The organism is [Rhizobium] kunmingense (genome assembly GCF_977018605.1).
Genome location: NZ_CDRNXG010000002.1, coordinates 60,443 through 85,004, shown reverse-complemented (window position 1 = coordinate 85,004; position 24,562 = coordinate 60,443). Strand labels below are relative to the sequence as shown.

Annotated in this window: 31 protein-coding genes, 2 pseudogenes and 1 riboswitch; of the genes and pseudogenes, 19 read left to right on the top strand and 14 right to left on the bottom strand. The window is 58.5% G+C overall.

Features of this window, described 5'->3' with window-relative positions; all coding sequences use genetic code 11:
- The first annotated feature begins 10 nt into the window (after positions 1–10).
- The 3 genes from AC0JZ4_RS18725 to AC0JZ4_RS18715 are packed head-to-tail and all read left to right on the top strand — an operon-like array spanning position 11 to position 3,587.
- Positions 11–1,018 carry an ABC transporter permease gene (locus AC0JZ4_RS18725; protein ID WP_471888017.1) on the top strand — a complete coding sequence of 336 codons (1,008 nt, stop codon included), beginning with the start codon at positions 11–13 and terminating at the stop codon, positions 1,016–1,018.
- The gene (locus AC0JZ4_RS18720; RefSeq protein WP_471888016.1) at positions 1,018–1,932 is read left to right on the top strand and encodes an ABC transporter permease; all 915 of its coding nucleotides are present in this window, start codon (positions 1,018–1,020) and stop codon (positions 1,930–1,932) included. Before AC0JZ4_RS18725 ends, AC0JZ4_RS18720 begins: the two co-directional genes overlap by 1 nt.
- Positions 1,929–3,587, top strand: a complete 1,659-nt coding sequence (locus tag AC0JZ4_RS18715; RefSeq protein WP_471888015.1) for an ABC transporter ATP-binding protein — start codon at positions 1,929–1,931, stop codon at positions 3,585–3,587. Before AC0JZ4_RS18720 ends, AC0JZ4_RS18715 begins: the two co-directional genes overlap by 4 nt.
- An 84-nt stretch (positions 3,588–3,671) precedes the next feature.
- Here the strand turns inward: AC0JZ4_RS18715 and AC0JZ4_RS18710 are convergent, their stop codons facing one another.
- From AC0JZ4_RS18710 to AC0JZ4_RS18685, 6 genes are all read right to left on the bottom strand, one after another.
- Positions 3,672–4,064: a RidA family protein gene (locus AC0JZ4_RS18710; protein ID WP_471888014.1), complete on the bottom strand. Its 393-nt coding sequence runs from the start codon at positions 4,062–4,064 to the stop codon at positions 3,672–3,674.
- Positions 4,065–4,076: 12 nt separating this feature from the next.
- Positions 4,077–4,844 carry an amino acid ABC transporter ATP-binding protein gene (locus tag AC0JZ4_RS18705; RefSeq protein WP_471888013.1) on the bottom strand — a complete coding sequence of 256 codons (768 nt, stop codon included), beginning with the start codon at positions 4,842–4,844 and terminating at the stop codon, positions 4,077–4,079.
- A gap of 27 nt (positions 4,845–4,871) precedes the next feature.
- Positions 4,872–5,519, bottom strand: coding sequence for an amino acid ABC transporter permease (locus AC0JZ4_RS18700; protein WP_471888012.1), 648 nt, complete (start codon positions 5,517–5,519; stop codon positions 4,872–4,874).
- A complete protein-coding gene (locus tag AC0JZ4_RS18695; RefSeq protein ID WP_471888011.1) occupies positions 5,516–6,184 on the bottom strand; it encodes an amino acid ABC transporter permease in 669 nt (222 codons plus the stop codon). Before AC0JZ4_RS18695 ends, AC0JZ4_RS18700 begins: the two co-directional genes overlap by 4 nt.
- A 28-nt stretch (positions 6,185–6,212) precedes the next feature.
- Positions 6,213–7,016 carry a transporter substrate-binding domain-containing protein gene (locus AC0JZ4_RS18690; RefSeq protein WP_471888010.1) on the bottom strand — a complete coding sequence of 268 codons (804 nt, stop codon included), beginning with the start codon at positions 7,014–7,016 and terminating at the stop codon, positions 6,213–6,215.
- Between the two features lie 124 nt (positions 7,017–7,140).
- Positions 7,141–7,779 (bottom strand): RraA family protein, encoded by a 639-nt coding sequence (locus AC0JZ4_RS18685; protein ID WP_471888009.1) that lies wholly within the window; start codon positions 7,777–7,779, stop codon positions 7,141–7,143.
- 198 nt (positions 7,780–7,977) lie between these two features.
- On the opposite strand from AC0JZ4_RS18685, the gene AC0JZ4_RS18680 reads away from it, so the two are divergent.
- Positions 7,978–8,913, top strand: coding sequence for a LysR family transcriptional regulator (locus AC0JZ4_RS18680; RefSeq protein ID WP_471888008.1), 936 nt, complete (start codon positions 7,978–7,980; stop codon positions 8,911–8,913).
- Positions 8,914–8,943: 30 nt separating this feature from the next.
- Here the strand turns inward: AC0JZ4_RS18680 and AC0JZ4_RS18675 are convergent, their stop codons facing one another.
- Positions 8,944–10,185 carry a Zn-dependent hydrolase gene (locus AC0JZ4_RS18675; protein WP_471888007.1) on the bottom strand — a complete coding sequence of 414 codons (1,242 nt, stop codon included), beginning with the start codon at positions 10,183–10,185 and terminating at the stop codon, positions 8,944–8,946.
- A 162-nt stretch (positions 10,186–10,347) separates the two neighbouring features.
- Between AC0JZ4_RS18675 and AC0JZ4_RS18670 the strand changes: the two genes are divergently transcribed.
- Positions 10,348–10,740 (top strand): hypothetical protein, encoded by a 393-nt coding sequence (locus AC0JZ4_RS18670; RefSeq protein ID WP_471888006.1) that lies wholly within the window; start codon positions 10,348–10,350, stop codon positions 10,738–10,740.
- A 52-nt stretch (positions 10,741–10,792) separates the two neighbouring features.
- Positions 10,793–10,978: a hypothetical protein gene (locus AC0JZ4_RS18665; RefSeq protein WP_471888005.1), complete on the top strand. Its 186-nt coding sequence runs from the start codon at positions 10,793–10,795 to the stop codon at positions 10,976–10,978.
- A gap of 536 nt (positions 10,979–11,514) precedes the next feature.
- Here AC0JZ4_RS18665 and AC0JZ4_RS18660 read toward each other — a convergent pair.
- Entirely contained in the window at positions 11,515–11,829 is a 315-nt protein-coding gene (locus AC0JZ4_RS18660; protein ID WP_471888004.1) for a hypothetical protein, read from the bottom strand.
- Between the two features lie 68 nt (positions 11,830–11,897).
- Between AC0JZ4_RS18660 and AC0JZ4_RS18655 the strand changes: the two genes are divergently transcribed.
- On the top strand, positions 11,898–12,095 hold the full coding sequence (locus AC0JZ4_RS18655) for a hypothetical protein (RefSeq protein ID WP_471888003.1): 198 nt from the start codon (positions 11,898–11,900) through the stop codon (positions 12,093–12,095).
- Here AC0JZ4_RS18655 and AC0JZ4_RS18650 read toward each other — a convergent pair.
- Complete coding sequence (locus AC0JZ4_RS18650; RefSeq protein WP_471888002.1) at positions 12,092–12,379, bottom strand: hypothetical protein; 288 nt, start codon at positions 12,377–12,379, stop codon at positions 12,092–12,094. The genes AC0JZ4_RS18655 and AC0JZ4_RS18650 overlap by 4 nt on opposite strands.
- A gap of 223 nt (positions 12,380–12,602) precedes the next feature.
- Between AC0JZ4_RS18650 and AC0JZ4_RS18645 the strand changes: the two genes are divergently transcribed.
- The 4 genes from AC0JZ4_RS18645 to AC0JZ4_RS18630 all read left to right on the top strand — a co-directional run bounded on the left by AC0JZ4_RS18645 (position 12,603) and on the right by AC0JZ4_RS18630 (position 14,363).
- Entirely contained in the window at positions 12,603–12,962 is a 360-nt protein-coding gene (locus AC0JZ4_RS18645; protein WP_471888001.1) for a hypothetical protein, read from the top strand.
- Positions 12,963–13,345: 383 nt separating this feature from the next.
- Entirely contained in the window at positions 13,346–13,630 is a 285-nt protein-coding gene (locus tag AC0JZ4_RS18640; RefSeq protein ID WP_471888000.1) for an ArsR/SmtB family transcription factor, read from the top strand.
- 3 nt (positions 13,631–13,633) lie between these two features.
- Positions 13,634–14,014, top strand: coding sequence for a hypothetical protein (locus tag AC0JZ4_RS18635; protein ID WP_471887999.1), 381 nt, complete (start codon positions 13,634–13,636; stop codon positions 14,012–14,014).
- Between the two features lie 73 nt (positions 14,015–14,087).
- Positions 14,088–14,363, top strand: coding sequence for a BON domain-containing protein (locus AC0JZ4_RS18630; RefSeq protein WP_471887998.1), 276 nt, complete (start codon positions 14,088–14,090; stop codon positions 14,361–14,363).
- Positions 14,364–14,528: 165 nt separating this feature from the next.
- On the opposite strand, the gene AC0JZ4_RS18625 is transcribed toward AC0JZ4_RS18630, so the two are convergent.
- From AC0JZ4_RS18625 to AC0JZ4_RS18615, 3 genes are all read right to left on the bottom strand, one after another.
- Complete coding sequence (locus tag AC0JZ4_RS18625) at positions 14,529–14,750, bottom strand: antitoxin VbhA family protein (RefSeq protein WP_471887997.1); 222 nt, start codon at positions 14,748–14,750, stop codon at positions 14,529–14,531.
- Between the two features lie 657 nt (positions 14,751–15,407).
- Positions 15,408–15,605 carry a hypothetical protein gene (locus AC0JZ4_RS18620; protein ID WP_471887996.1) on the bottom strand — a complete coding sequence of 66 codons (198 nt, stop codon included), beginning with the start codon at positions 15,603–15,605 and terminating at the stop codon, positions 15,408–15,410.
- Between the two features lie 696 nt (positions 15,606–16,301).
- Positions 16,302–16,619: a hypothetical protein gene (locus tag AC0JZ4_RS18615; protein WP_471887995.1), complete on the bottom strand. Its 318-nt coding sequence runs from the start codon at positions 16,617–16,619 to the stop codon at positions 16,302–16,304.
- Here AC0JZ4_RS18615 and AC0JZ4_RS18610 point away from each other — a divergent pair.
- A pseudogene (locus AC0JZ4_RS18610) lies at positions 16,610–16,863 on the top strand (transposase); the annotation flags it as partial. The gene AC0JZ4_RS18615 and the pseudogene AC0JZ4_RS18610 overlap by 10 nt on opposite strands.
- A gap of 256 nt (positions 16,864–17,119) precedes the next feature.
- Here AC0JZ4_RS18610 and AC0JZ4_RS18605 read toward each other — a convergent pair.
- The gene (locus AC0JZ4_RS18605; RefSeq protein WP_471887994.1) at positions 17,120–18,139 is read right to left on the bottom strand and encodes an IS110 family RNA-guided transposase; all 1,020 of its coding nucleotides are present in this window, start codon (positions 18,137–18,139) and stop codon (positions 17,120–17,122) included.
- An 87-nt stretch (positions 18,140–18,226) separates the two neighbouring features.
- On the opposite strand from AC0JZ4_RS18605, the pseudogene AC0JZ4_RS18600 reads away from it, so the two are divergent.
- The 6 genes and pseudogenes from AC0JZ4_RS18600 to thiD all read left to right on the top strand — a co-directional run.
- A pseudogene (locus AC0JZ4_RS18600) lies at positions 18,227–18,373 on the top strand (IS3 family transposase); the annotation flags it as partial.
- Between the two features lie 622 nt (positions 18,374–18,995).
- A riboswitch (TPP riboswitch) is annotated at positions 18,996–19,101 on the top strand.
- A 136-nt stretch (positions 19,102–19,237) separates the two neighbouring features.
- Positions 19,238–20,002, top strand: coding sequence for an ABC transporter permease (locus tag AC0JZ4_RS18595; protein ID WP_471889030.1), 765 nt, complete (start codon positions 19,238–19,240; stop codon positions 20,000–20,002).
- A gap of 16 nt (positions 20,003–20,018) precedes the next feature.
- On the top strand, positions 20,019–20,963 hold the full coding sequence (locus AC0JZ4_RS18590; protein ID WP_471887993.1) for an ABC transporter substrate-binding protein: 945 nt from the start codon (positions 20,019–20,021) through the stop codon (positions 20,961–20,963).
- Positions 20,964–20,965: 2 nt separating this feature from the next.
- Positions 20,966–21,703 carry a hydroxyethylthiazole kinase gene (locus AC0JZ4_RS18585; protein WP_471887992.1) on the top strand — a complete coding sequence of 246 codons (738 nt, stop codon included), beginning with the start codon at positions 20,966–20,968 and terminating at the stop codon, positions 21,701–21,703.
- On the top strand, positions 21,693–22,352 hold the full coding sequence (thiE, locus tag AC0JZ4_RS18580; RefSeq protein ID WP_471887991.1) for a thiamine phosphate synthase: 660 nt from the start codon (positions 21,693–21,695) through the stop codon (positions 22,350–22,352). Before AC0JZ4_RS18585 ends, thiE begins: the two co-directional genes overlap by 11 nt.
- Entirely contained in the window at positions 22,349–23,149 is an 801-nt protein-coding gene (gene thiD, locus AC0JZ4_RS18575; RefSeq protein WP_471887990.1) for a bifunctional hydroxymethylpyrimidine kinase/phosphomethylpyrimidine kinase, read from the top strand. The genes thiE and thiD overlap by 4 nt, the downstream gene beginning before the upstream one ends.
- Before the next feature lie 21 nt (positions 23,150–23,170).
- Here the strand turns inward: thiD and AC0JZ4_RS18570 are convergent, their stop codons facing one another.
- Positions 23,171–23,572 (bottom strand): metalloregulator ArsR/SmtB family transcription factor, encoded by a 402-nt coding sequence (locus AC0JZ4_RS18570; protein ID WP_471887989.1) that lies wholly within the window; start codon positions 23,570–23,572, stop codon positions 23,171–23,173.
- Between the two features lie 124 nt (positions 23,573–23,696).
- Between AC0JZ4_RS18570 and AC0JZ4_RS18565 the strand changes: the two genes are divergently transcribed.
- A complete protein-coding gene (locus AC0JZ4_RS18565) occupies positions 23,697–24,560 on the top strand; it encodes an ABC transporter substrate-binding protein (RefSeq protein ID WP_471887988.1) in 864 nt (287 codons plus the stop codon).
- Positions 24,561–24,562: the final 2 nt, after the last annotated feature.

Sequence of the window (24,562 nt, the reverse complement as noted above, 5' to 3'; positions counted from 1 at the left end):
CGGAACGAAGATGCTGACCTTTACCCTGCGAAAGCTCCTGACGGTGGCCGGCACGATGCTCGGCATCGCGGTGCTGACCTTCGTCATCACCAATATCGCGCCAGGCGATCCCGCCCGATTGGTCGCAGGTCCGAATGCGACCGAGGACATGGTCGCGACGATCCGCACGGAATACGGTCTCGACCGCCCGATGATCGAGCAGTTCGCGATCTACATGAAGGATCTCGTTACGGGCGATCTCGGCACATCGATCGTCACCACGCGTCCGGTTCTCGACGAACTTCTGCGTTACGCGCCGGCGACGATCGAACTGGTGCTCGTAGCCATGGCGCTTGGCGTTATCGTCGGCGTTCCGCTCGGCATGCTGTCAGCTGTCTACAAGGATGGTCCGATCGACCATTTTACCCGCATCCTTTCGATTTCCGGCGTCGCCATTCCCGCCTTCTGGTTCGGCATCCTGATGCAGCTCTATTTCTCGGTCGACCTGGGCTGGCTGCCGGTGTCAGGCCGATTGCCGCTCGTCACGCGCCCGCCCGAAATGATCACCGGCTCACTGCTGATCGACTCGCTGCTTGCCGGCAATTTCAGAACGTTCAACACGGCGCTCTCCTATATCATCCTGCCGGCGATCGTGCTGAGCTTTCCATGCCTTGCCTCCATTCTCCGCGTCAATCGCGCCGAGATGATCGAGGTTCTTCAGTCGGACTACATCGTCGCCGCACGCGCGCACGGCATATCCTCGCGCCGCATCGTCATTCTCTACGCGCTCAAGAACGCACTTCTGCCGACGCTCGCGATGATCGGCCTGCGCTTCGGCTGGATGCTCGGCTCGACAGTTCTGGTCGAAACGGTCTTCGACTGGCCGGGCATCGGCCTCTATGCCGTCTCTTCGGCGCTCGCTTCGGATTTCAAGCCGGTGATCGGCGTGACACTTCTTATCGGCTTCCTCTTCATCGTCATCAACACACTCGTCGATCTTGCCTATGCCTGGATCGATCCGCGCCTTCGGAGAGCCTGATGTCCAATCTCGAACCGACGGCGACACGGCCTCTCTCCTTCCGCGAGCGCCATGCCAGCCAGATCCGCCAGATGCGGCTCTATGCCCATATGTTCCGCAGCAGCTTCTCCTCGATGCTCGGGCTGGTGCTGGTCATCATATTCCTGATCCTCGCCGCGATCGGCCCCTATGTCGTACCCTATCCGGAAGACATACAGGGCGCGGTCAATCTTGCCGCGCGGCTTCTGCCGCCGAGCGCCGAACACTGGTTCGGCACCGACGAGATGGGCGCCGACATTTTTTCGCGCGTCATTGCCGGTGCGCGCACATCCTTGTGGATTGGCATCGTCATCACGGGCCTCGGAGCGCTGATCGGCGTACCGCTCGGCATTATCGCCGGCTACAAGGGCGGCTGGCTGCGCGCCTGCATCATGCGGGTGACGGAGCTGTTCCTTGCCGTGCCGGGCCTCGCGCTGGCCCTCGCCATCGTCGCCTCCCTCGGACCGGGCCTGACGAACTGCATGATCGCGCTCGCGATCGTCTGGTGGCCCGGCTATGTGCGCCTGGTGGAGGCGAAGACGCTTTCGGTCAAGGAAGAACTCTTCGTCGAATCCGCCCGCTCGATCGGCGCGAAGACGCCGTGGATCCTCTGGCACCACATCCTGCCCAACTGCATGTCGCCGATCATCGTCAAGATGAGCATGGACATGGGCATGGCGATCCTGGCTGCCGCCGGCCTTGGCTTCATCGGTCTGGGCGCACCGCCGCCGGCACCCGAATGGGGCGCCATGGTCTCGGTCGCGCGGTCCTACATGCCCGACTGGTGGTGGTATTCCTTCTTCCCTGGCGTCGCCATCTTCCTCACCGTGCTCGGCTTCAACCTGCTTGGAGACGGCCTGCGCGACATCCTCGATCCCCGGAGCCGCAGCCGATGAGCACGCCTCTTCTGACCATCAAGGACTACAGCCTCGACATCGGAACTTTCGACGGACCGGTGCATGTGCTCAAAGGCATCAATCTGACCGTCAACCGCGGCGACACGCTCGGCATCGTCGGAGAAAGCGGCTCCGGCAAGACCGTTCTGGTACGCTCCGTCATGGGCATCGGTCCGAAGGGCTCCGAGGTCAAGGGAGGCCAGATCGCCTTCGACGGGCAGGATATCACCCGTCTGACAGAAAAGGCCTGGGGCAAGATCCGCGGCATCCGCATCTCGATGATCTTCCAGGACCCGATGACCTATCTGAACCCGCTCTTCACGATCGGGCAGCAGATTTCCGACGTCATCGCGGCGCATCAGCGTGCCAGCGGCGAAGGCGTTGCCTCGAAGGCGGCACGCCGCGCCCGCACCGTGGAACTGCTCGACCAGGTCGGCATGCGCGATCCTGATCAGTTGTTCGACCAGTATCCGCACCAGCTTTCGGGCGGCATGCGCCAGCGCGTGTTGATCGCCATGGCGCTTGCAGGCAAGCCGGAGCTGCTGATCGCCGACGAGCCGACAACCGCGCTCGACGTGACGGTGCAGGCGCAGGTTCTCGACCTGATCAAGTCGCTGGTGGAAAAGCTCAACCTGACTGTGGTGATGATCAGCCACGACATCGGCGCGATCGCGACGATCGCTACACGCTGCGCCGTCATGTACAAGGGCGAGATCGTCGAGCAGGGCGCAACGGCCGACATTCTGGGCAATCCGCAGCATGCGTACACAAGGCAGCTTCTGGCCGCAGTGCCGGATATCGAGGCCGAGCCCAAGCGCGTGACCGCAGCTGCAGCCGCACCGAAAATCGAGCGCCGAACCACGCCCCTGCTCGAGGCCCGTGATCTCACCAAGATCTACAAGAGCCAGTCGGGCGAGCCTTTCACGGCCGTCGACAAGATCAACCTTTCGGTTGCCAAAGGCGAGATCTTCGGCGTCGTCGGCGAAAGCGGCTCCGGCAAGTCGACGCTGGCGCGTATGCTGCTGCGGCTGATCGAGCCGACCTCCGGCGACATCATTTTCGACGGCCAGAACATTTCAAGCCTGAACGGCGAACCTCTGAGGCAGATGCGCCGGCATATGCAGTTCGTCTTCCAGAACCCGCATTCTGCACTCAACGGCCGCCACACGATCGGCGATGCGATCGGCGAGCCACTGCGCATACAGACGAACATGAGCAAGCGGGACATCGAGGCAAGGGTCGAGGCCCTGCTCGACATTGTGCAATTGCCGCGGATGTTCAAGTATCGCTATCCGCACGAGCTTTCCGGTGGCCAGAAGCAGCGCGTCTGCATAGCCCGCGCCATCGCGCTCAATCCCCGCCTGCTGATCCTCGACGAGCCGACCTCGGCGCTCGACATTTCCGTGCAGGCCCAGGTACTGGAATTCCTGCAGGAAGTGCGTGCCGAACTCGACCTGACATACGTCTTCATCAGCCACGATCTCGCCGTCATCCGGCAGATCTGCGACCGCACGATCGTCATGAAGCGCGGCCGGATCGTCGAGCAGGGCGACACGGAACAGATCTTCCTGCGCCCAAGTGAGGACTATACGAAAGCGCTGATAGAGAGCGGTCGGAAAACCTCGCAGGCCGCCAATCTGCGGCCGACCGAATAGCCGGTTGTCCGCATCGGGCCTGTGTTGGCGATGGCTCACATAGCATATGTCTGGCTCTCGCACTGAAAGCCGGGACCTGGTCGATCAGAGGACCGGCGCAACACATTCGATCTCGATATCGAATGCCGGCCATGTGTTGATCGCGACGCAGGTGCGCGCCGGGAACCCATTTGGAAAATACGTGCGATAAACAGCGTTCATGTCGCCGGCCAGCGCATTGTCGGCGATGTAGACCGTTGCCTTGACCACCTGCGCCAACGACGAACCGCCATATTCCAGAGTGAAGGCCAATGCATCCAGAGCGACACGGGTCTGCGTTGCGATGTCGCCGCGGATGATTTCACCGGTCCGGTGATCGATCGGCGGCATGCCGCAGGTATAGAGCATGCCCCCTGTCCGTACGAGAACCGAGACCGGCGCGCTAAGGCGCGCCAGGGTCTCGGAAATGACAGGGACTTCAATAATCGTTCGGTTCACGATGGTTTCCGTTCAATGACCGAGGATCTGACTGAGAAACTGACGCGTCCGGTCCGATTGGGGATTGTGAAAGAAGTCGTGAGGATTGTTCTGCTCGACGATCTGGCCTTCCGCCATGAAGATCACCCGGTCGGCGACGGCCTGCGCAAATCCCATTTCATGGGTCACGCACAGCATCGTCATACCGTCATCGGCAAGCTCGATCATGGTATCGAGAACTTCCTTGATCATTTCCGGATCGAGCGCGGATGTCGGTTCGTCGAACAGCATGATCCGCGGCCGCATGCACAGCGACCGTGCGATCGCGACGCGTTGCTGTTGACCGCCGGAAAGCTGGCCCGGATATTTGTGCGCCTGATCGGGGATTTTTACCTTTTCAAGAAAGTGCATCGCCGCCGCCTCGGCCTCCTTCCTGAGAACTTTCCGAACCCAGATCGGCGCGAGGGTGCAGTTCTCCAGGATCGTCAGATGCGGAAAGAGGTTGAAATGCTGGAAAACCATGCCGACTTCGGAACGGACCCGGTCGATATTCTTCAGATCTGACGTCAATTCCACGCCATCGACCACGATGCGGCCTGCCTGATGATCTTCCAGCCGGTTGATGCAGCGGATCATCGTCGACTTGCCGGAGCCCGACGGCCCGGCAATCACCACCCGCTCACCTGCCTTCACCGAAAGATCGATGTCGCGCAGGACATGGAAACGACCATACCATTTGTTCATCCCTTCGATCCGGACGATCGTCTCGTCCGCGACCTCAGCCCGCTTTGCTTGCTGCATTGTCTCGTTTCCTTCTGGTCGTGTGGATCAGCGCGGTGTCTGACGGGTTTCGAGCCATATCGCGTAACGCGTCAGCGGAAAGCACATGGCGAAGTAGATGAGTGCCACCAGACCATAGACCCGGAAAGGCTGGAACGTGGCGTTATTGAGTGCATCCGCGGTGCGCACCAGTTCCTCGAAGCCGAGGATGGATGCGAGCGCCGTGGACTTGATGAGCTGCACGAGGAAGCCCACCGCCGGTCCCGTCGTGATCCGGAAAGCCTGCGGCAGAATGACAAGACGCAGTTCCTGCCACCGCTTCAGCCCCAGGCTGGTGCCGGCGTCCCACTGTCCACGCGGCAATGCCTCGACGCCGGAACGCCAGATCTCGGCGAGATAGGCGGACGCATAGAGGGTCAGCCCTATCGCCGCGGCAGTCCAGGCTTCGATCCGGATTCCGAACTGGGGCAGGCCGAAGAAGATCAGAAACAGCTGCAGCAAAAGCGGCGTGCCCTGAAACACCTCGATATACCAGGCCGCAGCCTTTTGCAGCCAGCGCTTTTCGGCAATCCGCGCGAACAGGATGGCAAGACCGACGGCTATACCGCCAATGAAGGCAACGGCAGAGAGAAGAACAGTCCAGCGCGTTGCAAACAGCAGGTTTCGCAGAATATCCCAGAGAGTGAATTCGATCATGACAGCCCCGGCCCCACATATCGACGGGCGCAAAAGCCCAAAACGCGCCGCACGGCAATCGCCAGCAACAGGTAGATCGCAGCCACGATCGCGAAGGTTTCGAAGGGACGGAAAGTCTCACTCTGGATGAGATTGGCATGCATGGTAAGTTCGCGCACCGAAATCTGCGAGATGACGGCGGAATCGAGCATCGTGATGACCACCTGGCTTGCCAGAGCCGGAAAGATCACAGCCATGGCCTGCGGCAGCACGACCTTGAAAAACACGACATTTCTTTTCAACCCGAGCGCCTCGGCCGCCTCGCGCTGGCCCTGGCTGACCGCACCAAGCCCTGCCGCGACGATCTCCGTCGCATAGGCGCCGATATTCAGCGTCATGGCAATGATACCGGCCCATATTGGGTTGAGGTTCACACCGAGGCTGGGAAGCCCGAAATAGATGAAGAACAGCTGCACGATGAACGGCGTATTGCGGATCGCCTCCACATAAACGCTGACCACAGCCCGCAACCAGCGGATACGTCCCCGGCGCGCAGCGGCGCCGAAAACGCTGATAATAAGCCCCAGCACGGTAGAGCAAACGGTTAGCAGGATCGTCATTCCCGCGCCTTCCAGAAGCGCGCGAGAACCAGTTTCCAGCCAACCGAAGTCGAAAGCGCCGTTCATGCGCCAGCCACAAGCCGCACGATATCCATCACTGCGGGCGCTTGAGGTTTTCGAGATTGAGCGGCGTCTTCAGCCACTTTTCAGACGCTGCGTTCAGCGATCCATCATCGATCATCGTCTTCAACGCACCGGCGATCACGCCGCTCAGGCCGTCTTCCCCCTTGCGCACGGCAAGGTTCGAAGGCGAAGACATAAGCTGGAATTTTTCCTCGGGCTGCAGGCCGGTCTGGCGTTCGAGAACCTGTGCGCCGACATTGTTACCTGCAACCATCAGATCGGTCTGGCCGGAAATGAAAGCCTGGATCACAGCGCTGTAGTTCGGGAAGCGACGGATGGTGGCGCTTTCCGGAGCGGCCTTGGTCAGCGATGTATCCTCCAGCGTTCCTTGGTTGACGGCAATCGTCTTGCCGGCCAGATCAGCCGCACCGCTCATCTCGGTTGCCTTGGGGCCGATGACGGCAATGTAATAGGGCGCATAGGGAGCAACAAAGCCGATCGCCTTCGCACGCTCGTCCGAATAACCGACGCTCATCAGCATATCGATGCGCTTGTCGTTGAGGAAGGCGACGCGGTTCTGGCCGTTGATCGGCACGAGGTTCACCTTGACGCCCAGTACCTTAGCGATGGTGTTGGCAACATCTACATCGTAACCGACCGTGCTCATGTCCGACGAAACGGAGGAGAACGGTGGGAAGTCCGGGAATATCCCGACGTTCAGAACGCCTGCAGCCTTGATGTCTGCAAGATCATCGGCCTGTGCGGCACCGGCAAAAGCGCCGAGGGCAGCCACGGCCACAACGGCAAGAAAGCGAAGGCGGTTGGAAAGTTTCATCTAAGTCCCCTTTTTTTGTAAGTGCTGTGATTGGATTTCACTCTAGACTGTCGGCTCTACTGCGTCTCGCCCCTTGAATACGCCTTGCCTATGGCAACCATAGCGTCGGAGAGGGATTGTCGCTTCAGGCGATTGTTCCTTGCTGCCGCTGCATATCCGCATCGGATGCACGCTGTCGAACGATATCCTTCAACGTCTGGCCGGCCTGAAGATTCCGACGCATATCAAGCTCGTCCTGCTGAAGCCTGAGTGCCGTTGCGGCATGCTTGGCGACAGTCGCAGGATCGAGAACGACGACGCCGTCTTCGTCGGCCAGAATGACATCGCCCGGCCCGACAATGGTTCCGCCGCAATTTATGATGCCACCCACATGCCCCGTCATGCCGCGATTGCGGGTGGTGATCGGCGAACGTCCCCGGCACCAGATCGGGAGGCCGATATCGAGCAGTGCGGCAAGATCATTGACGAAGCCGTCGATGACCACGCCGGACACACCGCGTTCCTGAGCAGCGGTGGCCGCGACGGCTCCGAAACAGGCGTGGCGAAGGTCGCCGCAGCGATCCACAACGATCACATCACCTTGGCGAGCCACCGACAGCGCCTCTACCAGAGCCGAGCCGTCCGTGCCGGGCAGCCGAACCGTGAGCGCCGCCCCCCAGATCCGCCCCGATGGAACAAGTGCCTGAATGGACGGGACCATGAAGCCTTCGAACAGGAAGGACCCAAATGTGGCCGTCTGGACTTGCGACAGGTCGGGAATCATCTTGCGTCTCTCGATCGGTTGGCATTGCTGCTCCCGATAGGAGATTGCCGGGTATGAGCAGAGCCGAAGGTTAGCGTTTCAGCCACCCGAGACATAGCGTGGATTAGCCATGCGGATTGATCCGAACGATAGGTCCCGCCTATAGTTTCGCACGTGCGAATTCATGATAGAGCGGCCCGCCCAAGACGAGATGTGTTCATGCCCCAGCGTCCCGAACTTTCCGACCTCAACTGGAACCTGTTGCGCAGCTTCTGCATCATCGCGGAAGAAAAGAGCCTGACACGCGCCGCCAAGCGGTTAAACATGAGCCAACCGTCCGTCAGCCTTGCTCTGCAAAAGCTGGAGGAGCAGCTCGACTGCCAGCTTATCTTCAGGGGTAGCCGGCATTTTGCCCTGACCTTGCGCGGCGAGAAGATTTATCAGGAATGTGCCGACATGTTCCGCGCCGTCGACCGGATCGGCGTCCTGACCGAAGACCGCAATGACGAGGAGTTCGGAGAGCTGAGGCTGAGCATCATAAGCCAGCTTCGATCGCGGCTCGTCGACGAAGCAATCCGGCTTTATCACCAGCGGCATCCGTCGATCACCTGGCGCATCGAAGTACAGAATTCCGCCGAAACCGTGCGGCGGATCAGCAATGACAAGAAGGGGCTGGGCATTTGCCTGCTGACCAAACCTCTGATCAACCTGACCTGCCGCCACCTCTTCCGTGAGGAATTCTCGATATTCTGCGGCATAGAACACCCGCTTTACGGCCGTACGGAAGTCACCGCGCGCGACCTTCAGCAGGAACCATTCGTCGCCTTCAACTGCGCCACCGAGGGCATGGGCCTGGAGCCGATGATCATGCTGCGCGAAGGTATGGGGCTCGGCAGCCGCATCAGCGGCTCGAGCCACGATCTGGAAGAAGTCCAGCGGATGATCGTGTCCGGCCTGGGGATCGGCCTTCTGCCCGTCATGACCGTCTCGGGTGCGTCACCGGCGGGCAAGCTCTGGCCACTGCGGCTGGTCGATCAGCCGCTCGGCGCAGATGTGTTTCTCGTCAACAGCCCACTCTCGCCGCCGACACCGCCGGAGCAGAAGTTCATCGATCTGCTCGATGAACTTCTTAAACTCTATCCGGACATGATCTGAGACATTTCCTGCCTTGAGTGTCGCTCCGGCCTATCGGTCGGCACGCTGTACGGCAACGTGCAGCAGCATGTTGAGCCCGGCGATAAAGTCGTCCGGTGTGCAGTCTTCCTTGTTGTTATGCGTGATGCCGCCCTTGCAGGGCGTGAAGATCATCGCCGTCGGGAAGCGCATGGCCATGTGATAGGCGTCATGCCCGGCCTGCGCCTGGATATCCCGCCAGTTCCAGCCCTGCCGGCCTGCCTCGGCGCGAATCGCGTCGACCATGCTCGCATCGAAGATATCGCCACCCCATGCCCACTCGTCCTCGACCGTGACGGTGCATCCGGCTTTGGCACCGGCCTCATGGGCGGCTCGGCGCATCTTTTCGGCCATTACGCGCGCGGTGATCGGATCAGGATGTCGAACATCGGCGACGCATTGCGCGGTCTCGGAAAGAATGCCCGGCTTGTTGGGCCAGGCCGCAAGTCGCGAGCCGGTGGCCTTGCCGTCATGCACCGCGAAATCCCAACCGATATCGTCGACAGCGGTCAGGAAGCGCGCTCCGGCAATCAGCGCATTGCGGCGCAGATCCATCGGCGTCGGACCGGTATGGGCCGTCTCGCCATCGAAGCGAACCCGCATACCATAACTAGGATATCCTCCGGTAACGACACCCACCTGCCGCCTTTCCGCATCGAGGATCGGTCCCTGTTCGATGTGAAGCTCGAAATAGGCATCAACGTCACCGCCGCAGACATGCTTACCGTTGTAGCCGATCCGTTCTAGCTCGTCGCCAAAACGGGCGCCGTCATCGGCGATGAGATTGTGGGCCCACTCGACATCGTACTGTCCGACGAAGACGCCGGAAGCCACCATAGGCGGCGAGAAACGGGCCCCTTCCTCGTTCGTCCAGTTGACCACGACGATCGGCCGCTTGGTGACATGTCCGATATCACTGAGCGTTCGGATGACTTCAAGGCCGGCCAGCACGCCGCCAATACCGTCAAATCGGCCGCCGTTGATCTGGGTGTCGAGGTGACTTCCGATCATGATCGGCGGGAGGCTGTCGTCCAATCCCGCACGACGGCCATAGATGGACCCCATCGTATCGATTTCGACGGTCAAACCGGCGGCTTTACACCATGCCACAAACTGGTCCCGCATCTCGCAGTCACTGTCGCTCAGCGCCAGACGAGCGAGGCCGCGCTCTCGTCCCTTGCCGATCTCGGCCGATCGCTGGATGGTAGACCAGAAGCGTTCGAGGTCGATACGCGTGTCGGATGTAAAGCTCATGAAAGCCTCTCGGTATTGGCGTTTTTGGGCCGCTGGGGCATAGGGGCGAGAAGTCTGCGCTCACCGACCGGCATTGAAGCAATTGAGAGACCAAGTACAAATAGCCTCAGGCTATGCTTGCGATACAATTTCGACAACTGCCTGTGTCAGGCATGCTGCGGCATGGTCTCGAAAGCCCTCGGCGCGGCCATTGAAGGGAGTGCCCATGGTGCTCAGAACACACTCATTCCCAATTTGACAAAGACGGCTTCAAGGTTCAACTTCACAACCATTCCGAGGGAAGCATCGAGCGGTGCTGAGATGGCGGTGAGCCGCACCCTTGAACCTGATCCGGGTTTGGTGAAGCATAAAAAATCAAATAAAATCAATGCACCGCTTTTTGGTGATATTCACACCAACATTCGCACGGCTGACTCCAGCTTCTGGACCCTTTCCGTTTTACGGGAACCAACGCTGCACTGCTGCATTCCACTGAAGCTGCTCGTCCCCGCAGCCAATAAGGCCCGGTGCGCCGTCCCGTCCCCCGCCGACCACCGGGCCTCCCCTTTCCTCTAAAAATATGCGATGATTGTTACAGTTATGATCGGCGCGATTTGGATCGGCAGCCATGACGAAGATTACCATAAATCCGCGCGACAGGCTGATGAAGCTGGTCAAAGTACACCAGCTACTGTGCGCAGCGCGGGGCATCCATCCGTCATCTGACGATGCGCTTGAGATCGTTGACGAACTGATTGACGAGTTTGACGGGTCGGAGGACGAAGCCCTTATCCGTCGACGCTTCGTCAATTAATTTTAGCCGGAACTAATACAGCGGCGAACTATTGACCTACCGTCGGTGCATTCAGCACTCGCCGACCAAGCCATAGACCCTCGTCGCATCTCCCTTGCGACGAGGGCTAAACGTTATTGGAACAATATGACTGATGCTCAGTTATGCGATTAAAGGAGCCGCCATGTCATATCTTGCCAGCCGTCAAACCCATATCCCCGACCATCAGCCGCCTAAGCGTACGAACCGCTTCGTGCTGAGCACATTCGCGATTATTCTAACTGTGAGCGCGCTAGCCGTTGTCGGTGCTATTATTTTGGGGTGGCTTTAGCTGCCAGTAAGCTGCAATCGACAATGCATGAAAAAGGTCCGAAAGTAGATGTTCGGACCCTTTGTTTTTGTTTGCTGTCTGCTTTAGAAGACAAACATATAGAGCAGTATGATCACGAAGACCGGGACGCCCATTGCCCACAGTGCAATACCCTTCAGCATAGTTTCCTCCACGTTTTGTTATGAGCGGACAACGCATGCGGACGGTCGACGTTCCAGCCTGCCGTTTATCCGTGTCGTGCAACTCGATCGAATGCACGATCTACTAGCCCTGACGACAGTAATCTGGCTCGATTGCCATCGAGCAGTTCTATTGCCTTCTCGCTTTGCCGCCAGAACAAGCCATTGACGATTTGCTGCTCGTTGTAGCCAGCGCCGACGCGCACCGGACCGACCTCCAAACGATTGATAGGCGTATCCTCATCGCAGCCCACACGGCGCAACTCTAGAATAATGGCTTCTCGCACATCCATGTCTTCACCTCTCGCAATGTTCTTCCTATGTTCCAGCCCTTGGAATGAGTCAATGACGCGATAGAGCATTGGTTAAATCTCGCACCTATCCGCTGGTGTGGAACCTTGTACGATCATGGCGAGAACGAGGCGAGAGTATGTACTTTTCATCTGACCAAGCGCTTGATGCGAACGACATGACGCTTCTTCGCGGCGTGCTCGATCAACTTTGCGACGATCGCCAAATCGCTGTTAAAAGCCCGCAAGGCGAAGAATGCGCACTTCAGCTTATCGCACTGTGGCACGGTGGATTCCGCAGCGCCGACGAACTCCGGTCGATGGCGAAGCCGCTCTAGTAGCGGATTTTGGATTTGACGCGGGCGTTCATCATCAGCTCTTGGCGTGTCGCAAACGACCCGAACAGCTTCAACAGACGCAGTTGCTCGTCGCTTGTGAGCTTCTGTTTCAATGCAAAATCGCTGACTTTGATGACTTCGTGGAGATTGCGTGTGTCGATATGCCATTCATTTATGTGAGATGTCATGCCCTGCCCCAAATTTGAAAATTGAGAACGGCGATCCGAGGCGTAAGTTCCGGCGCGCACAGTGCTAAATCTTGCAGTCGCGAATACTGAAGGCATCGGGCCTACTTCGAGTGTTGGTAGACTCTCCCCTCCCCTTGAGGTCCAGTCGTGCAACCGGGCCTCTTTCTACGACGATAGTCGAGTTGTACCATTACGGCACAGCAATTTTTCATGGACGCTAATTTGGAATTTTCGGCACATGATACTGAGCGATATTAGGCCAATCTAATTAATAGGGTGGCATATTTTGGACGCAGTGCATGGCAGAGGCCTACCAAAGTTGGGCCTGTTCGCGTGGGATGTGATTGAAAACCGGCTCACAGCGGACGAAATATACGCCGACTTCTACGACATTGATCCGGCGCAACTCGTCACGGGCTTGGCGATAGAGCGGATCATCGGTCACATCATCGAAGAGGATCGCGATCTCGCTGCACGATCCACGCACACCGCGCTTTTGACCGGCAAGCTATCGTCAGTTGTTGTGCGCGTCCGGCATCGCGGGATCGTATCGGCGGTTATGTGCTATGGGCGCTGTCTTCGCGACGAAGAAGGTATGCCAACGATTTTCACCGGCGGTGTTACTGAGCACATCGACGATTTCCGCCGCCTCATCGCGTCAGCCTGGGCTGCTCACTGACGGTGGTGGGATTGCTCGCCGCTCAAAGCCTGTAACTGCCGAACGATGGTGCAAATTTTCGCCCTCCGCTCAGATGGGTCGGCGGTTGTCTTCAATTTTATTTGCCGCAGCTTTTCAAGATGCCGACTAAGCGCAGTAATCTCGTCCATCGCCCACACTCTAGATCGATCTAAATTAGAGAAATGCATAATATGAAGGCAAATTCTTTGCCAGCTAATTTTTTGTGAAGGTGCTAAGTTAATCGTGCGACTGCATGGACCTGCCATGAACTATAACAGAACATACAGCGAATATACACTAAACACGAACAGCAGGATGTGGACTTCCTGATCGACCAATACTTCGCTAGATATCCGAAAGGGAAATGTTGAATGCGGGGATAGATGCTGGACTTAGGCGCTGCGCGCGAATTCTTTGCGATCATCGGTCAAGGTGACCGCCTTCAGATCCTGTTCGCGCTAGAACAGGACGAGCTTAGAGTCACACAGATAGCCGAAGCCACCGGCATGACGACCATGAAAGCGACGAAGCTTCTCATGCGCATGCGCGTGAGCGGCATTTTGTCGAGCAGGCGCGATTTCCGCGATGTGTACTATCGCATCTCTTCGCCAGCCGCCTATCGCGCAATTGAGCTAGTCAGAGAAGAATTCGCAGAGCGCGATAGATAATGGATGCTTGCCCAACTCAACCTTTATGTCATCATCGCTCTGATCATCGTCGTTATCGCCCTCGGCGGCGGCTGGCACGGCTCAAACTGCATCAAGTCGGCTGAGATCGACACACTCGTGCAGCGCAATGCCTTCCTGACTAGCGCCGTCGAGACGAACGAACGCACGATCACCCAGATGATCGCCGATGCCGCCATCCTTGCTGCGTCTAATCAAAAGCTAAGCAACCCCATTATGGCGATCAAGATGGAGCACGCCAAAGCGTGGCAAGCGATTGATGCGCTTGACCTGGAATCGACCGGCGATTTGGACGCGCTTGAGGCCCACGTGAATAGCGAGTTTGAGCGGTCTGTTGAGGCGTCGAGGATGGCGACAGGAAAATAGTCTCGCTGGTCAGGAACATTAACGCGCCACAACAGTTCATTCATCTGACGTTCATGTTCACAGGACAGCTATCATGTTTTTGAGCACCCTTCAGCCTCCCGCAACCTTCGCCCTCACGCCTGATCACGGCATCTCGCTCGAAAAGACCGCCATCGAGACTGAGCTGAGCTACCTGCCCGAATTCGACGCGAGTGCTCTGTCTGTCGATGTGACAGGAGACTACATCGTGTTAGAAGGCTGCGTGAATAGCGGTGCTCAGCTATCCCGCGTTCTTCGGATCGCGCAGGAGATCGTCGGCTATGACCGCATCCTGTCTCGTGTCATCGTCGTAAGTGGTATAGCTGCCTGATAGACGCTGTATCCGAACAAACGAAAGCCCGCTGGATGATGTCAGCGGGCTTTCCTCGTTTCAGGCTATCGCTCGGTACTCAACCGACACGGCCTAGATGACATATTTCGCAATATCAGGTGCCACGCGAAATTTTTTACATTTTCCGAAAAGTCGGAGCTGGCGCTACTTCTGCCTGCTTTTGTCCATTGCCCGCTTCAGCCAGCCGTCTTCCTGCCGCTGAAACAACAGTTCAAGATACTCAGCACGAAACTCTGCAAGCGTGATCTCGCCCGTTACCCATCGGGCTTCGATCGCCAGATATCGCGGATCGTCGTCGAACTTCAGCCGATGCGACGCGATGTCCGCGCGAACTCGCTCCACTAGTGCTTTGCGCAATTCACTCATGTGAATCTCCTAATCGACGACGAACATACCTGCACTGTCGATTAGGAGACAATGTGATAATCAGTACGATATCGTACGTTTACGCAGCTTTGCGCTTGCGCCCGCCTGCTTATGCTGAGTGTCCGGTCGAAAGTGGGGGCAGTTCACCGCCATCAAGGCGCAGATGGAAGGTCCTGTTGATCGTAAAATGATGATTGCGGGACTCGAATCTAGCACAGCTCAGACCGTAATCGATTTGACGGAGATTTCAGCGGTTCAGGTCAACGACCTGTGGGTTTGGGCGGCTAACCTCTAACTTCCCGAAAGGTCTACGTGTCGGCTCCTTCTGGTGCTGACGCGCATTGCGAGCCTCACGGTTGAGCCAACGCCTAGTCGCTACTTTAGCCGGCACTTGGATCGATGTCGCTCGGCTGGATCGCCAGTCTCGAAAGACGAGATAAGCCGTAACTGCTAGCGCAAAAATCAGGAGGCCGGCGAGAACAAACATTGGCGTAATGGTCATGGTCGGCTCCTTTCTAGACAGTTAAAGCCCCGCTTGTTTGAGCGGGGCTTTTCGGTTTTAACCAACTCGGTGTTAGCAGGAAGTCCCTGCGTTGCCAGCGCCCGGATTCGTTGTACCTGCACCAGTCGAACCAGCCGGTGCGGTACCGTCTGTGCTCACACCACCCGGAGCGCCACAGTTAGTGTTGGAACTGCCTGTGCTGTCTGACGAGCCGGACGCGCCACCGCCAGTAGAACTGCCTGCATCGCCAGAACCGCTTCCAGTGTCGCTGTTCGAGCTGCCGCCACCTTGGTTGCCACCACCAGCACCGCCAGCGTCGCCGCCACTCGTGCCTTGTGCCATAGCTGTGCCACCCATGGCGAGACCTAGGCAAAGCGCTGTAGTTGTGAGCATTTTTATCATTGTGTTTCCTCCATTTTACGAGTGGCTAACCTATTGAGGCAGGGATTGTTCCAATGGCGGGGGAACTTGGTTGTCTGACGAAGGTTGGGATCGCGGAAGAAAGCACAATACAGAAGAACCGACATGATCTCCCATTCTACCTCATCCTCAACACTATGATCGGACTGACGATCGCGTCGGCGATCTGGCTTAGTTGGTCAACCTGAGTGGGCTGGCATTTCGATAATGCGTGGCAGGGATTCATAGAAAAAGGCAGGTTGCGCAAGGCCTGCGACGAGAGTGCCGAGTTGATCGCACGCGGCTAATTCTCGCGCTTGAAAGCCCAACCACACGGGCTATGTGCGCGATAATGAAGATAACGCTCGCCAACATCGCAATGCTTGCCTGCCTGATCTTGATCGCGGCCTATGTCTTCGGCTTGCTAGAAAGCATCTATTGATCCGCTCTTACGTCAGCGATACAAACGGATGGTCGATCATTGCCGCATGCTGAGCATCGGTCAAATGCGCCTGAACGCGCCACTTCGCTGGATCAAAGGCGTTTTTGGATAGACCAGCCGCTATTGCCCTCGATCATAAAGAATTTCCAGCCCGGTACGTCCGGATCGTCGCCGTCATAGTACGGCTCAATAAAATAGGTCCGCCACATTACGCGAGGCCTCCTGCTCTAAAATTTGGAATTAGTGGTGCGACACTGGCGCGAACGGCGGTTCCAGCTTTTGTTGCATTGACGAGTGTCGGCGCGTTTAGCAGCGTCGGCTCAAGACCAATGAAATTTTCGCCGTTTCGATAGCAAGTCACGAAGTCGCCATCGAATCCCATACGGATCACGTCGCCGACCAAAATCTCTTTCGGTGAGCTGCCGAGCTGTGCGAAGTGATCTGCCCCTTCAAATTGGATCAGTTTTGGCAGAGTTTTCCGGTGCATTTTCCTGGCAGGGAAAGGAACGGAAGACGATGAAAGCATCGCAGTTTTCGGACGCCCAGGCGTTCTTTTGAAGCAGGGTGATGAAGGCGTGACGGTCGCCGAGATCTGCCGGAAGGCGGGCATCAGCCAGGCGACCTATTTCAACTGGAAGAAAAAATACGCCGGTATGCTGCCGCCGGAGATGAAGAAGCTGAAGCAGCTTGAAGAGGAGAACGCACGGCTGAAGAAGATTGTCGCGGATCTGACGCCGGATCGTGAGATGCTACAGGACGTCATTCGCCGAAATGTATGGTCCGCCCTGTCATTGCAAGGATTTTAGGTTCTGACGATTGCAGTTTGCGTAAATGTATCCGGCCTCTCGCGAGTGGACTGCTGTTGCAGCCAGACCCTGATGAGATGCGCACATCCTGTTTCCCAATAGCTTCTTCGGGCACGAGGCCCGCTTTCAGACAGGATTTACAGAATGCCGATCAACTGTTTCGTCATCACCCTCGAACCTCGCAATCTGTCTGGCCGCGATGGCCAGAGAAGCGATGGGGTTAAGCTGAGATTTGGCGCATGTATGTGGCGCCAGGCTTGGTCAATACGACCCACACGATGCGCGCCAACTTGGCGGCTAGAGCAACGGTCACCTTGTTGACATGCATCCTGAGCCGTAAGGCATCGATCCAGGTGCCGAGCCGATCTTTTCCGCGATCGAGATGCAGCATGCATGACCTTGCACCATGAATGATCAATCGGCGAAGGTAGTTGTTGCCGCGTTTGCTAATGCCCAGGAGGTTCTGCTTTCCTCCGGTCGAATGCTGGCGCGGCACTAGACCCAGCCAGGCTGCAACGTCTCGGGCTTTTGAAAAGCGTGCGGGGTCTCCGACTGCGGAAAGGATTGCAGTTGCACTTAGAGGGCCGATGCCAGGTATCATCATAAGACGCCTTGCACGCTCGTCGGTATCGGCGATCTTCTCAATCTCGTCTGAGACCTGCCGGACCCGTGCTTCAAGCCGACGAAAATCATCATGCAGATCTCGTAGAACAGATCGCCCCACTGGCGTCAGATCATTGTCGAGGTCATCCATAACCCTGCAAATGTCGATCTTGAATACGCCAGCTCCCTGCCACATCGCCACACCGTGTTCGAGGCAATAGGCGCGCATTTGGCAAATCAGATTCGTCCGGGCCGATACCAGTCGGCTGCGAACTCGATGCAGCATCTGCAGGTCGACCTGATCAGCTTGCTTGATGCCGACAAAACGCATCGTTGGCCGTGTTGCGGCCTCTGCGATTGCGGCGGCATCGATGATGTCATTCTTGTTCGACTTCACATAGGGCTTCACGAACTGGGCGGGAATAATCCGTACAGAGTGCCCCATCGCTCGCAGTTTGCGTGCGAGCCATTGTGATCCGGGGCAAGCTTCCATTCCCACCAGCGTCCGGGAAGCTCGCTCGAAGAATTGGAGCTGTGTCTCGCGCCGAAACTTCACACGCTGAACGATTGCCCCTGTTGGGTCGAGACCGACAACGTGAAACAGGTTCTTCCCTATGTCTATTCCAAAACAGCGCATTCACACGGTTGATTGCGTTCCATCACTAGGCCCTCCTATAGCCTGTATCCGCTATCCTCTCCGGAGACAGGGCGGACCATCCCATTAGCTTTCAGGCCTGCTCGCAAGCGGGAGATGGTGAAAGGTATGTGTCAGGACTGGGTGGTCTCGGCCCGGCGTGCTTGTGGAGCGCTTAACTTCAATCGCTCGACCCACCACTACACCTCCCAACCGCGCCGACAAGAACGGCGTCTTTTGTTGCGGTCGGGTTGACCGACTTCGCCACGTTGAAATCGTGTCTGATAGCTCCGCACGTTCAGCTATCGGAGTGGCTTGGATAGCCTCTGCGCTTAGAACGGGAATTTTCGAATTGTCTGCCGCCGCTTTGCACGCGTCGGGCGCGAGATCAGCTGTACCTTCTGCCCACGCCAGTGCGTCGCAATTTTTCCGCTAAAACGAGGCGTTTGGCGAGCGCTTCTTCGCGATCTTTCGTGCCTAGCGCGATGCGAACTTGCTTCTTGCCCTTAAACCGAAGCTCTCGCCCCTTAGGAACAGGATAACAGAACGACAACCAACCGTTTCGCTCCTATAATTTAATGCCGTAATTTGTTTCCAACGAAATTCTTGCGCTCTCTCGGCGACCAATATTAAATGTATTATTTTGGGGATGTAGCTCGACACAAAAAACCATAACACACAACAACATATCTCGCCGCCCATCACTTTTTTACTCGACCTCATTTGATTTCAATTTCGTCCAGCGTCATTTCAAAAGCCAAACATTCACATAAACACGCACATTTCCCGGAGTTTTCCGCGAGTGTTAGCATTCTGTTGCACAGGCGATTGACACAAAACCTGTTATATTCCACAACTTACGCATTCCGAGGGGTGCGCCGTATGGCGCTGAGATAGCGATTAGCTGAACCCTTATTTCACCTGATCCGGGTCATACCGGCGTAGGAACGGAAACGGCGCGATTGTGCACCACTTTCTTATTCTCCGCTCGCCTGGATCTCCATGATATCGCTGTCAGGAGATCAGCCATGCTTTGTATTTCGAAGAAAAAACTAGCCCGATGGCCATTGTGGTCCGATGGCTGCACGTCACGCAACTGACATGCAGCTTCGGTTTGCAGCCTGCGGGCTTCTTTTGCTGCTGGCGATCTGGCTGGCAGCCGTGGAGCTGTTCGCTCCACCTCGCTACCTGTTGCCCTCGCCGCTTGCCGTAGCACAGGCATTGTCGCGCCAGGGCAGCTTCCTTGCCCATCATGCGCTGATCACACTCGCAGAAATATTTGCGGGCCTGCTGTTCGGCAGCATTTTTGGCGCGTTGGTGGCCTTTGTGGTGATGGCATTGCCACGCGCCGGCAGGCTTGTCTGGCCGATGGTCCTCGTCCTCCAGGCCTTCCCCGTTTTTGTGCTTGCTCCGTTGCTGGTACTCTGGCTGGGATTCGGCATGGCCTCGAAGGTGGCGATGACGACGATCGTCATCTTCTTCCCCGTAGCATCATCCTTCGCCGATGGCCTGAGGCGAACCGAACCTGTGCTGCTTGAGGCCGCCGCGCTGACGAGAGCGACGCCCTGGCAGGTTCTGGTTCGGTTGAGGCTGCCGCTTGCCATCCCGTCGCTGGTATCCGGTCTACGCGTGGCCGTGCCGCTGGCGCCGCTCGGCGCCGTCATCGGCGAATGGGTCGGCGCCTCCGCCGGCCTGGGCTTCGTCATGGTTCAGGCCAACGCGCGCATGCAAACCGATATCGTCTTTGCCGCCATGGCGATCCTGGCACTGACCAGCGTCAGCCTGCGACTGATCTTCGACCGCCTGACAAGGGGACATCCCCATTGGGCTACAGAGACCGATCCCATAACACTGTTTTCATCCTGAGGAGAGACGACAAACAATGAAACGGACCCTGTTGGCAATCGCCATTGCCATATTCACCAGCCTCAATGCCTCCGCCGCCCATGCCGCAGAAAAGCTGACGGTCATGCTCGAATGGTTCGTCAACCCGGACCATGCCCCACTCGTCATCGCCGCACGCAACGGTTATTTCGAAGCCGTCGGCCTGGACGTCGAACTGGTGCCGCCCGCCGATCCGTCGACGGTTCCGCGGCTCGTGGCGGCGGGCCAGGCCGATGTCGGCATTCATTACCAGCCGAACCTCTATCTCGACCGCGCCGCCGGCCTGCCACTGAAGCGCTTCGGCACGCTGGTCGAAACACCGCTGAACACCGTCACCGTGCTGGCCGATGGTCCGATCAAAAGCCTGAAGGACCTGCGCGGCAAGAAGATCGGCTTTTCCGTAACCGGCTTCGAGGACGCGATGCTGAAACGCATGCTGGAGGGTGAAGGCCTGAGCCTTGAGGATGTCGAGCTGATCAATGTCAACTTCGCGCTGTCGCCGTCACTAATCGGCGGAAAGGTCGATGCCACGCTTGGCGGCTTTCGCAACTTCGAACTGACGCAGATGCGCATCGAGGGCCATGAAGGCCGTTCGTTCTTCCCCGAGGAACATGGCGTGCCGGTCTATGACGAGCTGATCTTCGTCACTCGTGACGCGCTGATCGCCGATCCGCGCTTGCCACCCTTTCTCGAAGCCGTCGAGAAGGCTGCGATCTTCCTGACCAATCACCCCGATGACGCGTGGAAACTCTTCATCGCCGCCTATCCCAGTCTCGACGATACGCTCAACCGGCAGGCCTTTATCGATACGCTACCGCGTTTTGCCAAACGCCCCGCAGCGCTCGATCGCCGCCGGTACCAGCGTTTCGGCGACTTCATGCAGACAAGCGGTCTCATCCAACAGGCGCCGCCCGTCGAAGACATCGCACTGGAGATCCGCTGACCATGACGCAGACATTCCCGACAGCGGAACAAGCCGCCGACCTTCTGCAGCGCGTGCGCGCGCGGCGCCCTAGGGTGCATTGCCTGATGAACACGGTGGTGCAGAAATTCACTGCCGACGGCATCACAGTGATCGGCGCCATCCCGTCGATGACGTCTTCCCCGGACGAGATCGCCGATTTCGTCTCCAAGGCGGATGTTCTCACCGTCAATCTCGGCACGCTGGATGCGGAACGTCGCCAGGTCATCGAACGGGCGGTCGAGATCGCCAATGATGCCGGAAAACCCTGGATCCTCGATCCGGTGCATTGCGACTATTCCCCCTCCCGGCTGGCCTTTGCCAGAACATTGATTGCACACCGACCGACAGTGGTTCGCGGCAACAGGGCGGAGATGGCGCTGATCGGCGACACCGGCGACATTCTGAGCATAGAGACCGGCGCGGCAGACCGGCTGACGGATGGCGCACGCGTCGTCACCGTGCGCAACGGCCATCACTGGATGGCCGATGTCACCGGCACCGGCTGCCTGTCGGGCGGCGTGATTGCTGCCTTCCTGGCCGTCGAGCCGGATGCGCTTGCCGCCGCCGCCGCGGCGCTGGCGGCAACTGGCGTTGCGGCCGAGCATGCAGCGGGCCAGGCGCGCGGCCCCGGCAGCTTCGGCGTCGCCCTTCTGGATGCATTGTCGGCCCTCACCCCGGAGAAGCTGGGCAAGGAAGCGAGGATCGAACATGAGACTTGATTATCGATTGAACGCGATCGTCGATGCCAGCCTTGGCGATATAGGCGAGCTTGCGACACTGGCGACTGTTGCGGCGAAAAACGGCGCAACACTGATCCAGTACCGCGACAAGACGGGCTCCACCCGCGAAATGATCGAGAAGGCAACGGCGATCCGCACCGCTCTGGAAGGCACGGGCGTACCACTTGTGGTCAACGACCGCGTCGATGTGGCATTGGCGGCCGGTGCCGATGGTGTTCATCTGGGCGCCGACGACATGGATGCCGCAACCGCCCGCCGGCTGCTAGGCCCTGCCGCAATCATCGGCCTCACCGTCAAGACAACGGCGGATGCCGAACGTGCAGGCCGGGCAGCAGCAAGCTATGCCTGCATCGGCGGCGTCTTCGAGACCGTGTCGAAAATCAATCCCGATCCGCCGGTCGGGCTGGATGGCTTTCGCCGGCTGCGGGCGCAATTGCGCGCACTCGATCCCGGCCTGCCGGTCGGCGCCATTGCCGGTATCGGGCTGGCGCAGGTGCCGGATGTGATCACGGCTGGTGCCGATGGTGTCGCCGTCATCTCTGCGATTTTTCGCGCAGCGGATATTGCAGTCGCATGCCGCGATTTCCGCAGCTCCGTCGATCAAGCCCTGAAGGGAGCCACTCGATGACTGCCACAGCCATGACGATCGCCGGCTCCGACAGCGGCGGTGGCGCCGGCATCCAGGCCGATATCAAGACGTTTTCGGCGCTGGGAGTGTATGCCACCAGCGTCATCACCGCCGTGACGGCGCAGAATACACTTGGGGTAACCGCGGTGGAGGATATCTCGTCCGAGACGATCCGGGCACAGATCCGGGCGGTGCTTGCCGATATCGACATACATGCCGTCAAGATCGGCATGGTGTCGCGCAGCGAAACGATCCTTGCGATTGCGCAGGAACTGGCGGACTATGAGGGGCCTGTCGTCCTTGATCCGGTGATGGTGGCAACCTCCGGCGACCGGCTGCTGCGCGAGGATGCGATCGAAGCCCTGATTGCCAGCCTTGTGCCGAGGGCGACGATCGTCACCCCGAACTTGCCGGAAGCCGCCCTGCTCACCGCCACACCAATGGCTGAAACGCGGGCGCAGATGATCCGTCAGGCAGAGACAATACTCGCTGCCGGCGCTGCAACTGTTCTGCTTAAGGGTGGCCATGGAGGCGGCGATGCGAGTATCGATCTTCTCGTCGATCATTCGGGCGTGACGGAATTTTCAGCCCCCCGCATCGATACGCTGAATGACCACGGAACCGGCTGCACCCTCGCTGCAGCGGTGACGGCCGGTCTTGCCCTCGACATGCCCCTGGCCGAGGCGACGGGCCACGCCAAGGCCTACCTTCAGCAGGCCCTTGTTGACGGAAAATCACTGGCGATCGGCGGCGGGCACGGTCCGGTGCATCACTTTCATCGGTGGTGGCGCCCATGAGACCGCCCGCCCGCCCCGGCATTACCCCATCTCGCCCGGAACGGTCTCGCCGAACTGCGCCCCACGCCAGATCGCCGAGGCCTGGGGATGTGCGAAGAGCAGCCGCAAATGGCCGATGATCTGGCCGGCACGCGGATCGGCCAGCCGGTAAACGACCGCCTTGGCGGCGCGTTCGCCGGCGATGATCCCCGCCTCGCGCAGTTCGCCGATCTGCTGCGAGAGCGTCGGCTGATGCACGTCGAGTATTTTCTCCAGTTCGCCGACCGTGCGCGCCCCCTCCATCAGCACGCAAAGGATGGACAGCCGAACCGGGTTGGACATCGACTTCATGAAGTCGGACGCCTCGCCGATAGCCTGGCATCGGATTTTCGGCACATGCGGCTTGCGATGCCGTTCTTCACCGACCTCTGTATCGTTGCTCAAGACGCATCCTCCAACGCAGGAATATTTTTCTTCCTTATCAGGCAATTTCAGCGTCGCATTTCTCGCGGACCCTGCTACCTTCATTATATAAATTTATATAACAATATTCAATGAGGTGAACGTATTGGTTCTCAGGATTGGTCACCACCCCAACAATCTTCACCTGCGGCTGGCGTCGCTTTGGCCCGGTGCCTTTGCTTCGCTCAAGCCGGAATTCGTCGGCTATGTAGAGGGGCGCGAGACAGCGAACCGCTTGCTTGAGGGCGAATTCGACATTGGCGGCACCGGCTCCACGCCACCGATCCTGGCGGCCGCGTCCGGCATTTCTGTCGCCTATGCGGGCGCCTCGGCACCGCGCCCGGCCAATGGCGCAATCCTCGTTTCCAAGGCATCGGGCATCACCACCATCGCCGACCTGAAGGGCAAGCCGATCGCCCTGGTGGACGGATCGTTCCTCACCTACTTCCTGGCAAAGCGGCTCGAAGAGGCAGGGCTCAGGCTGACCGATGTCGACCGCCGTGACATTCTGCCTGTGCCATCCCGCGAGGCTTTGCGGAAAGGAGACGTATCCGCCTGGATCGCCATGGCGCCGCATCTGGAACAGTCTCTTGTCAGCGGTGAGTTTGACGTGCTCGCCCATTGCGGCGATCTCATTCCCAACCGCTCGATCTTCTGGACGATCGAGGATCGCGGCCTGTCGACAGACACGCTCGACGCGTTCGCCGCCGAGCTGCAAAGCTTCGGACAGGAGATTTCCGCCGACCCGGAAAAGGCCGCGGCTCTGCTTTCCGCCGATGGTGACGAGACCGCGCGACGCGCCTGGACGCGGATCGTCTCCGAGCGGAACTGGGACGTGATCGGCGCCGACGAGCGCCTGTTACGCGAGCAGCAGGCGGAGGCCGACACGCTGTTTGCCCATGGCGACCTTGAGACCAAACTCACCATTGCTACCACGAACGGCGATACGAACAACGGCAGAGGGATCTGAAC

What these genes read in the sequence shown, in the direction of transcription:
- AC0JZ4_RS18725 (WP_471888017.1), top strand. Translation starts at nt 11, where the DNA reads ATGCTGACCTTTACCCTGCGAAAGCTCCTGACGGTGGCCGGCACGATG.
- AC0JZ4_RS18720 (WP_471888016.1), top strand. Translation starts at nt 1,018, where the DNA reads ATGTCCAATCTCGAACCGACGGCGACACGGCCTCTCTCCTTCCGCGAG.
- AC0JZ4_RS18715 (WP_471888015.1), top strand. Translation starts at nt 1,929, where the DNA reads ATGAGCACGCCTCTTCTGACCATCAAGGACTACAGCCTCGACATCGGA.
- AC0JZ4_RS18705 (WP_471888013.1), bottom strand. Translation starts at nt 4,844, where the DNA reads ATGCAGCAAGCAAAGCGGGCTGAGGTCGCGGACGAGACGATCGTCCGG.
- AC0JZ4_RS18700 (WP_471888012.1), bottom strand. Translation starts at nt 5,519, where the DNA reads ATGATCGAATTCACTCTCTGGGATATTCTGCGAAACCTGCTGTTTGCA.
- AC0JZ4_RS18695 (WP_471888011.1), bottom strand. Translation starts at nt 6,184, where the DNA reads ATGAACGGCGCTTTCGACTTCGGTTGGCTGGAAACTGGTTCTCGCGCG.
- AC0JZ4_RS18690 (WP_471888010.1), bottom strand. Translation starts at nt 7,016, where the DNA reads ATGAAACTTTCCAACCGCCTTCGCTTTCTTGCCGTTGTGGCCGTGGCT.
- AC0JZ4_RS18685 (WP_471888009.1), bottom strand. Translation starts at nt 7,779, where the DNA reads ATGATTCCCGACCTGTCGCAAGTCCAGACGGCCACATTTGGGTCCTTC.
- AC0JZ4_RS18680 (WP_471888008.1), top strand. Translation starts at nt 7,978, where the DNA reads ATGCCCCAGCGTCCCGAACTTTCCGACCTCAACTGGAACCTGTTGCGC.
- AC0JZ4_RS18675 (WP_471888007.1), bottom strand. Translation starts at nt 10,185, where the DNA reads ATGAGCTTTACATCCGACACGCGTATCGACCTCGAACGCTTCTGGTCT.
- AC0JZ4_RS18670 (WP_471888006.1), top strand. Translation starts at nt 10,348, where the DNA reads ATGGTCTCGAAAGCCCTCGGCGCGGCCATTGAAGGGAGTGCCCATGGT.
- AC0JZ4_RS18665 (WP_471888005.1), top strand. Translation starts at nt 10,793, where the DNA reads ATGACGAAGATTACCATAAATCCGCGCGACAGGCTGATGAAGCTGGTC.
- AC0JZ4_RS18660 (WP_471888004.1), bottom strand. Translation starts at nt 11,829, where the DNA reads ATGCTCTATCGCGTCATTGACTCATTCCAAGGGCTGGAACATAGGAAG.
- AC0JZ4_RS18655 (WP_471888003.1), top strand. Translation starts at nt 11,898, where the DNA reads ATGTACTTTTCATCTGACCAAGCGCTTGATGCGAACGACATGACGCTT.
- AC0JZ4_RS18650 (WP_471888002.1), bottom strand. Translation starts at nt 12,379, where the DNA reads ATGCCTTCAGTATTCGCGACTGCAAGATTTAGCACTGTGCGCGCCGGA.
- AC0JZ4_RS18640 (WP_471888000.1), top strand. Translation starts at nt 13,346, where the DNA reads ATGCTGGACTTAGGCGCTGCGCGCGAATTCTTTGCGATCATCGGTCAA.
- AC0JZ4_RS18635 (WP_471887999.1), top strand. Translation starts at nt 13,634, where the DNA reads ATGCTTGCCCAACTCAACCTTTATGTCATCATCGCTCTGATCATCGTC.
- AC0JZ4_RS18630 (WP_471887998.1), top strand. Translation starts at nt 14,088, where the DNA reads ATGTTTTTGAGCACCCTTCAGCCTCCCGCAACCTTCGCCCTCACGCCT.
- AC0JZ4_RS18625 (WP_471887997.1), bottom strand. Translation starts at nt 14,750, where the DNA reads ATGAGTGAATTGCGCAAAGCACTAGTGGAGCGAGTTCGCGCGGACATC.
- AC0JZ4_RS18615 (WP_471887995.1), bottom strand. Translation starts at nt 16,619, where the DNA reads ATGCTTTCATCGTCTTCCGTTCCTTTCCCTGCCAGGAAAATGCACCGG.
- AC0JZ4_RS18605 (WP_471887994.1), bottom strand. Translation starts at nt 18,139, where the DNA reads ATGCGCTGTTTTGGAATAGACATAGGGAAGAACCTGTTTCACGTTGTC.
- AC0JZ4_RS18595 (WP_471889030.1), top strand. Translation starts at nt 19,238, where the DNA reads ATGCAGCTTCGGTTTGCAGCCTGCGGGCTTCTTTTGCTGCTGGCGATC.
- AC0JZ4_RS18590 (WP_471887993.1), top strand. Translation starts at nt 20,019, where the DNA reads ATGAAACGGACCCTGTTGGCAATCGCCATTGCCATATTCACCAGCCTC.
- AC0JZ4_RS18585 (WP_471887992.1), top strand. Translation starts at nt 20,966, where the DNA reads ATGACGCAGACATTCCCGACAGCGGAACAAGCCGCCGACCTTCTGCAG.
- thiE (WP_471887991.1), top strand. Translation starts at nt 21,693, where the DNA reads ATGAGACTTGATTATCGATTGAACGCGATCGTCGATGCCAGCCTTGGC.
- thiD (WP_471887990.1), top strand. Translation starts at nt 22,349, where the DNA reads ATGACTGCCACAGCCATGACGATCGCCGGCTCCGACAGCGGCGGTGGC.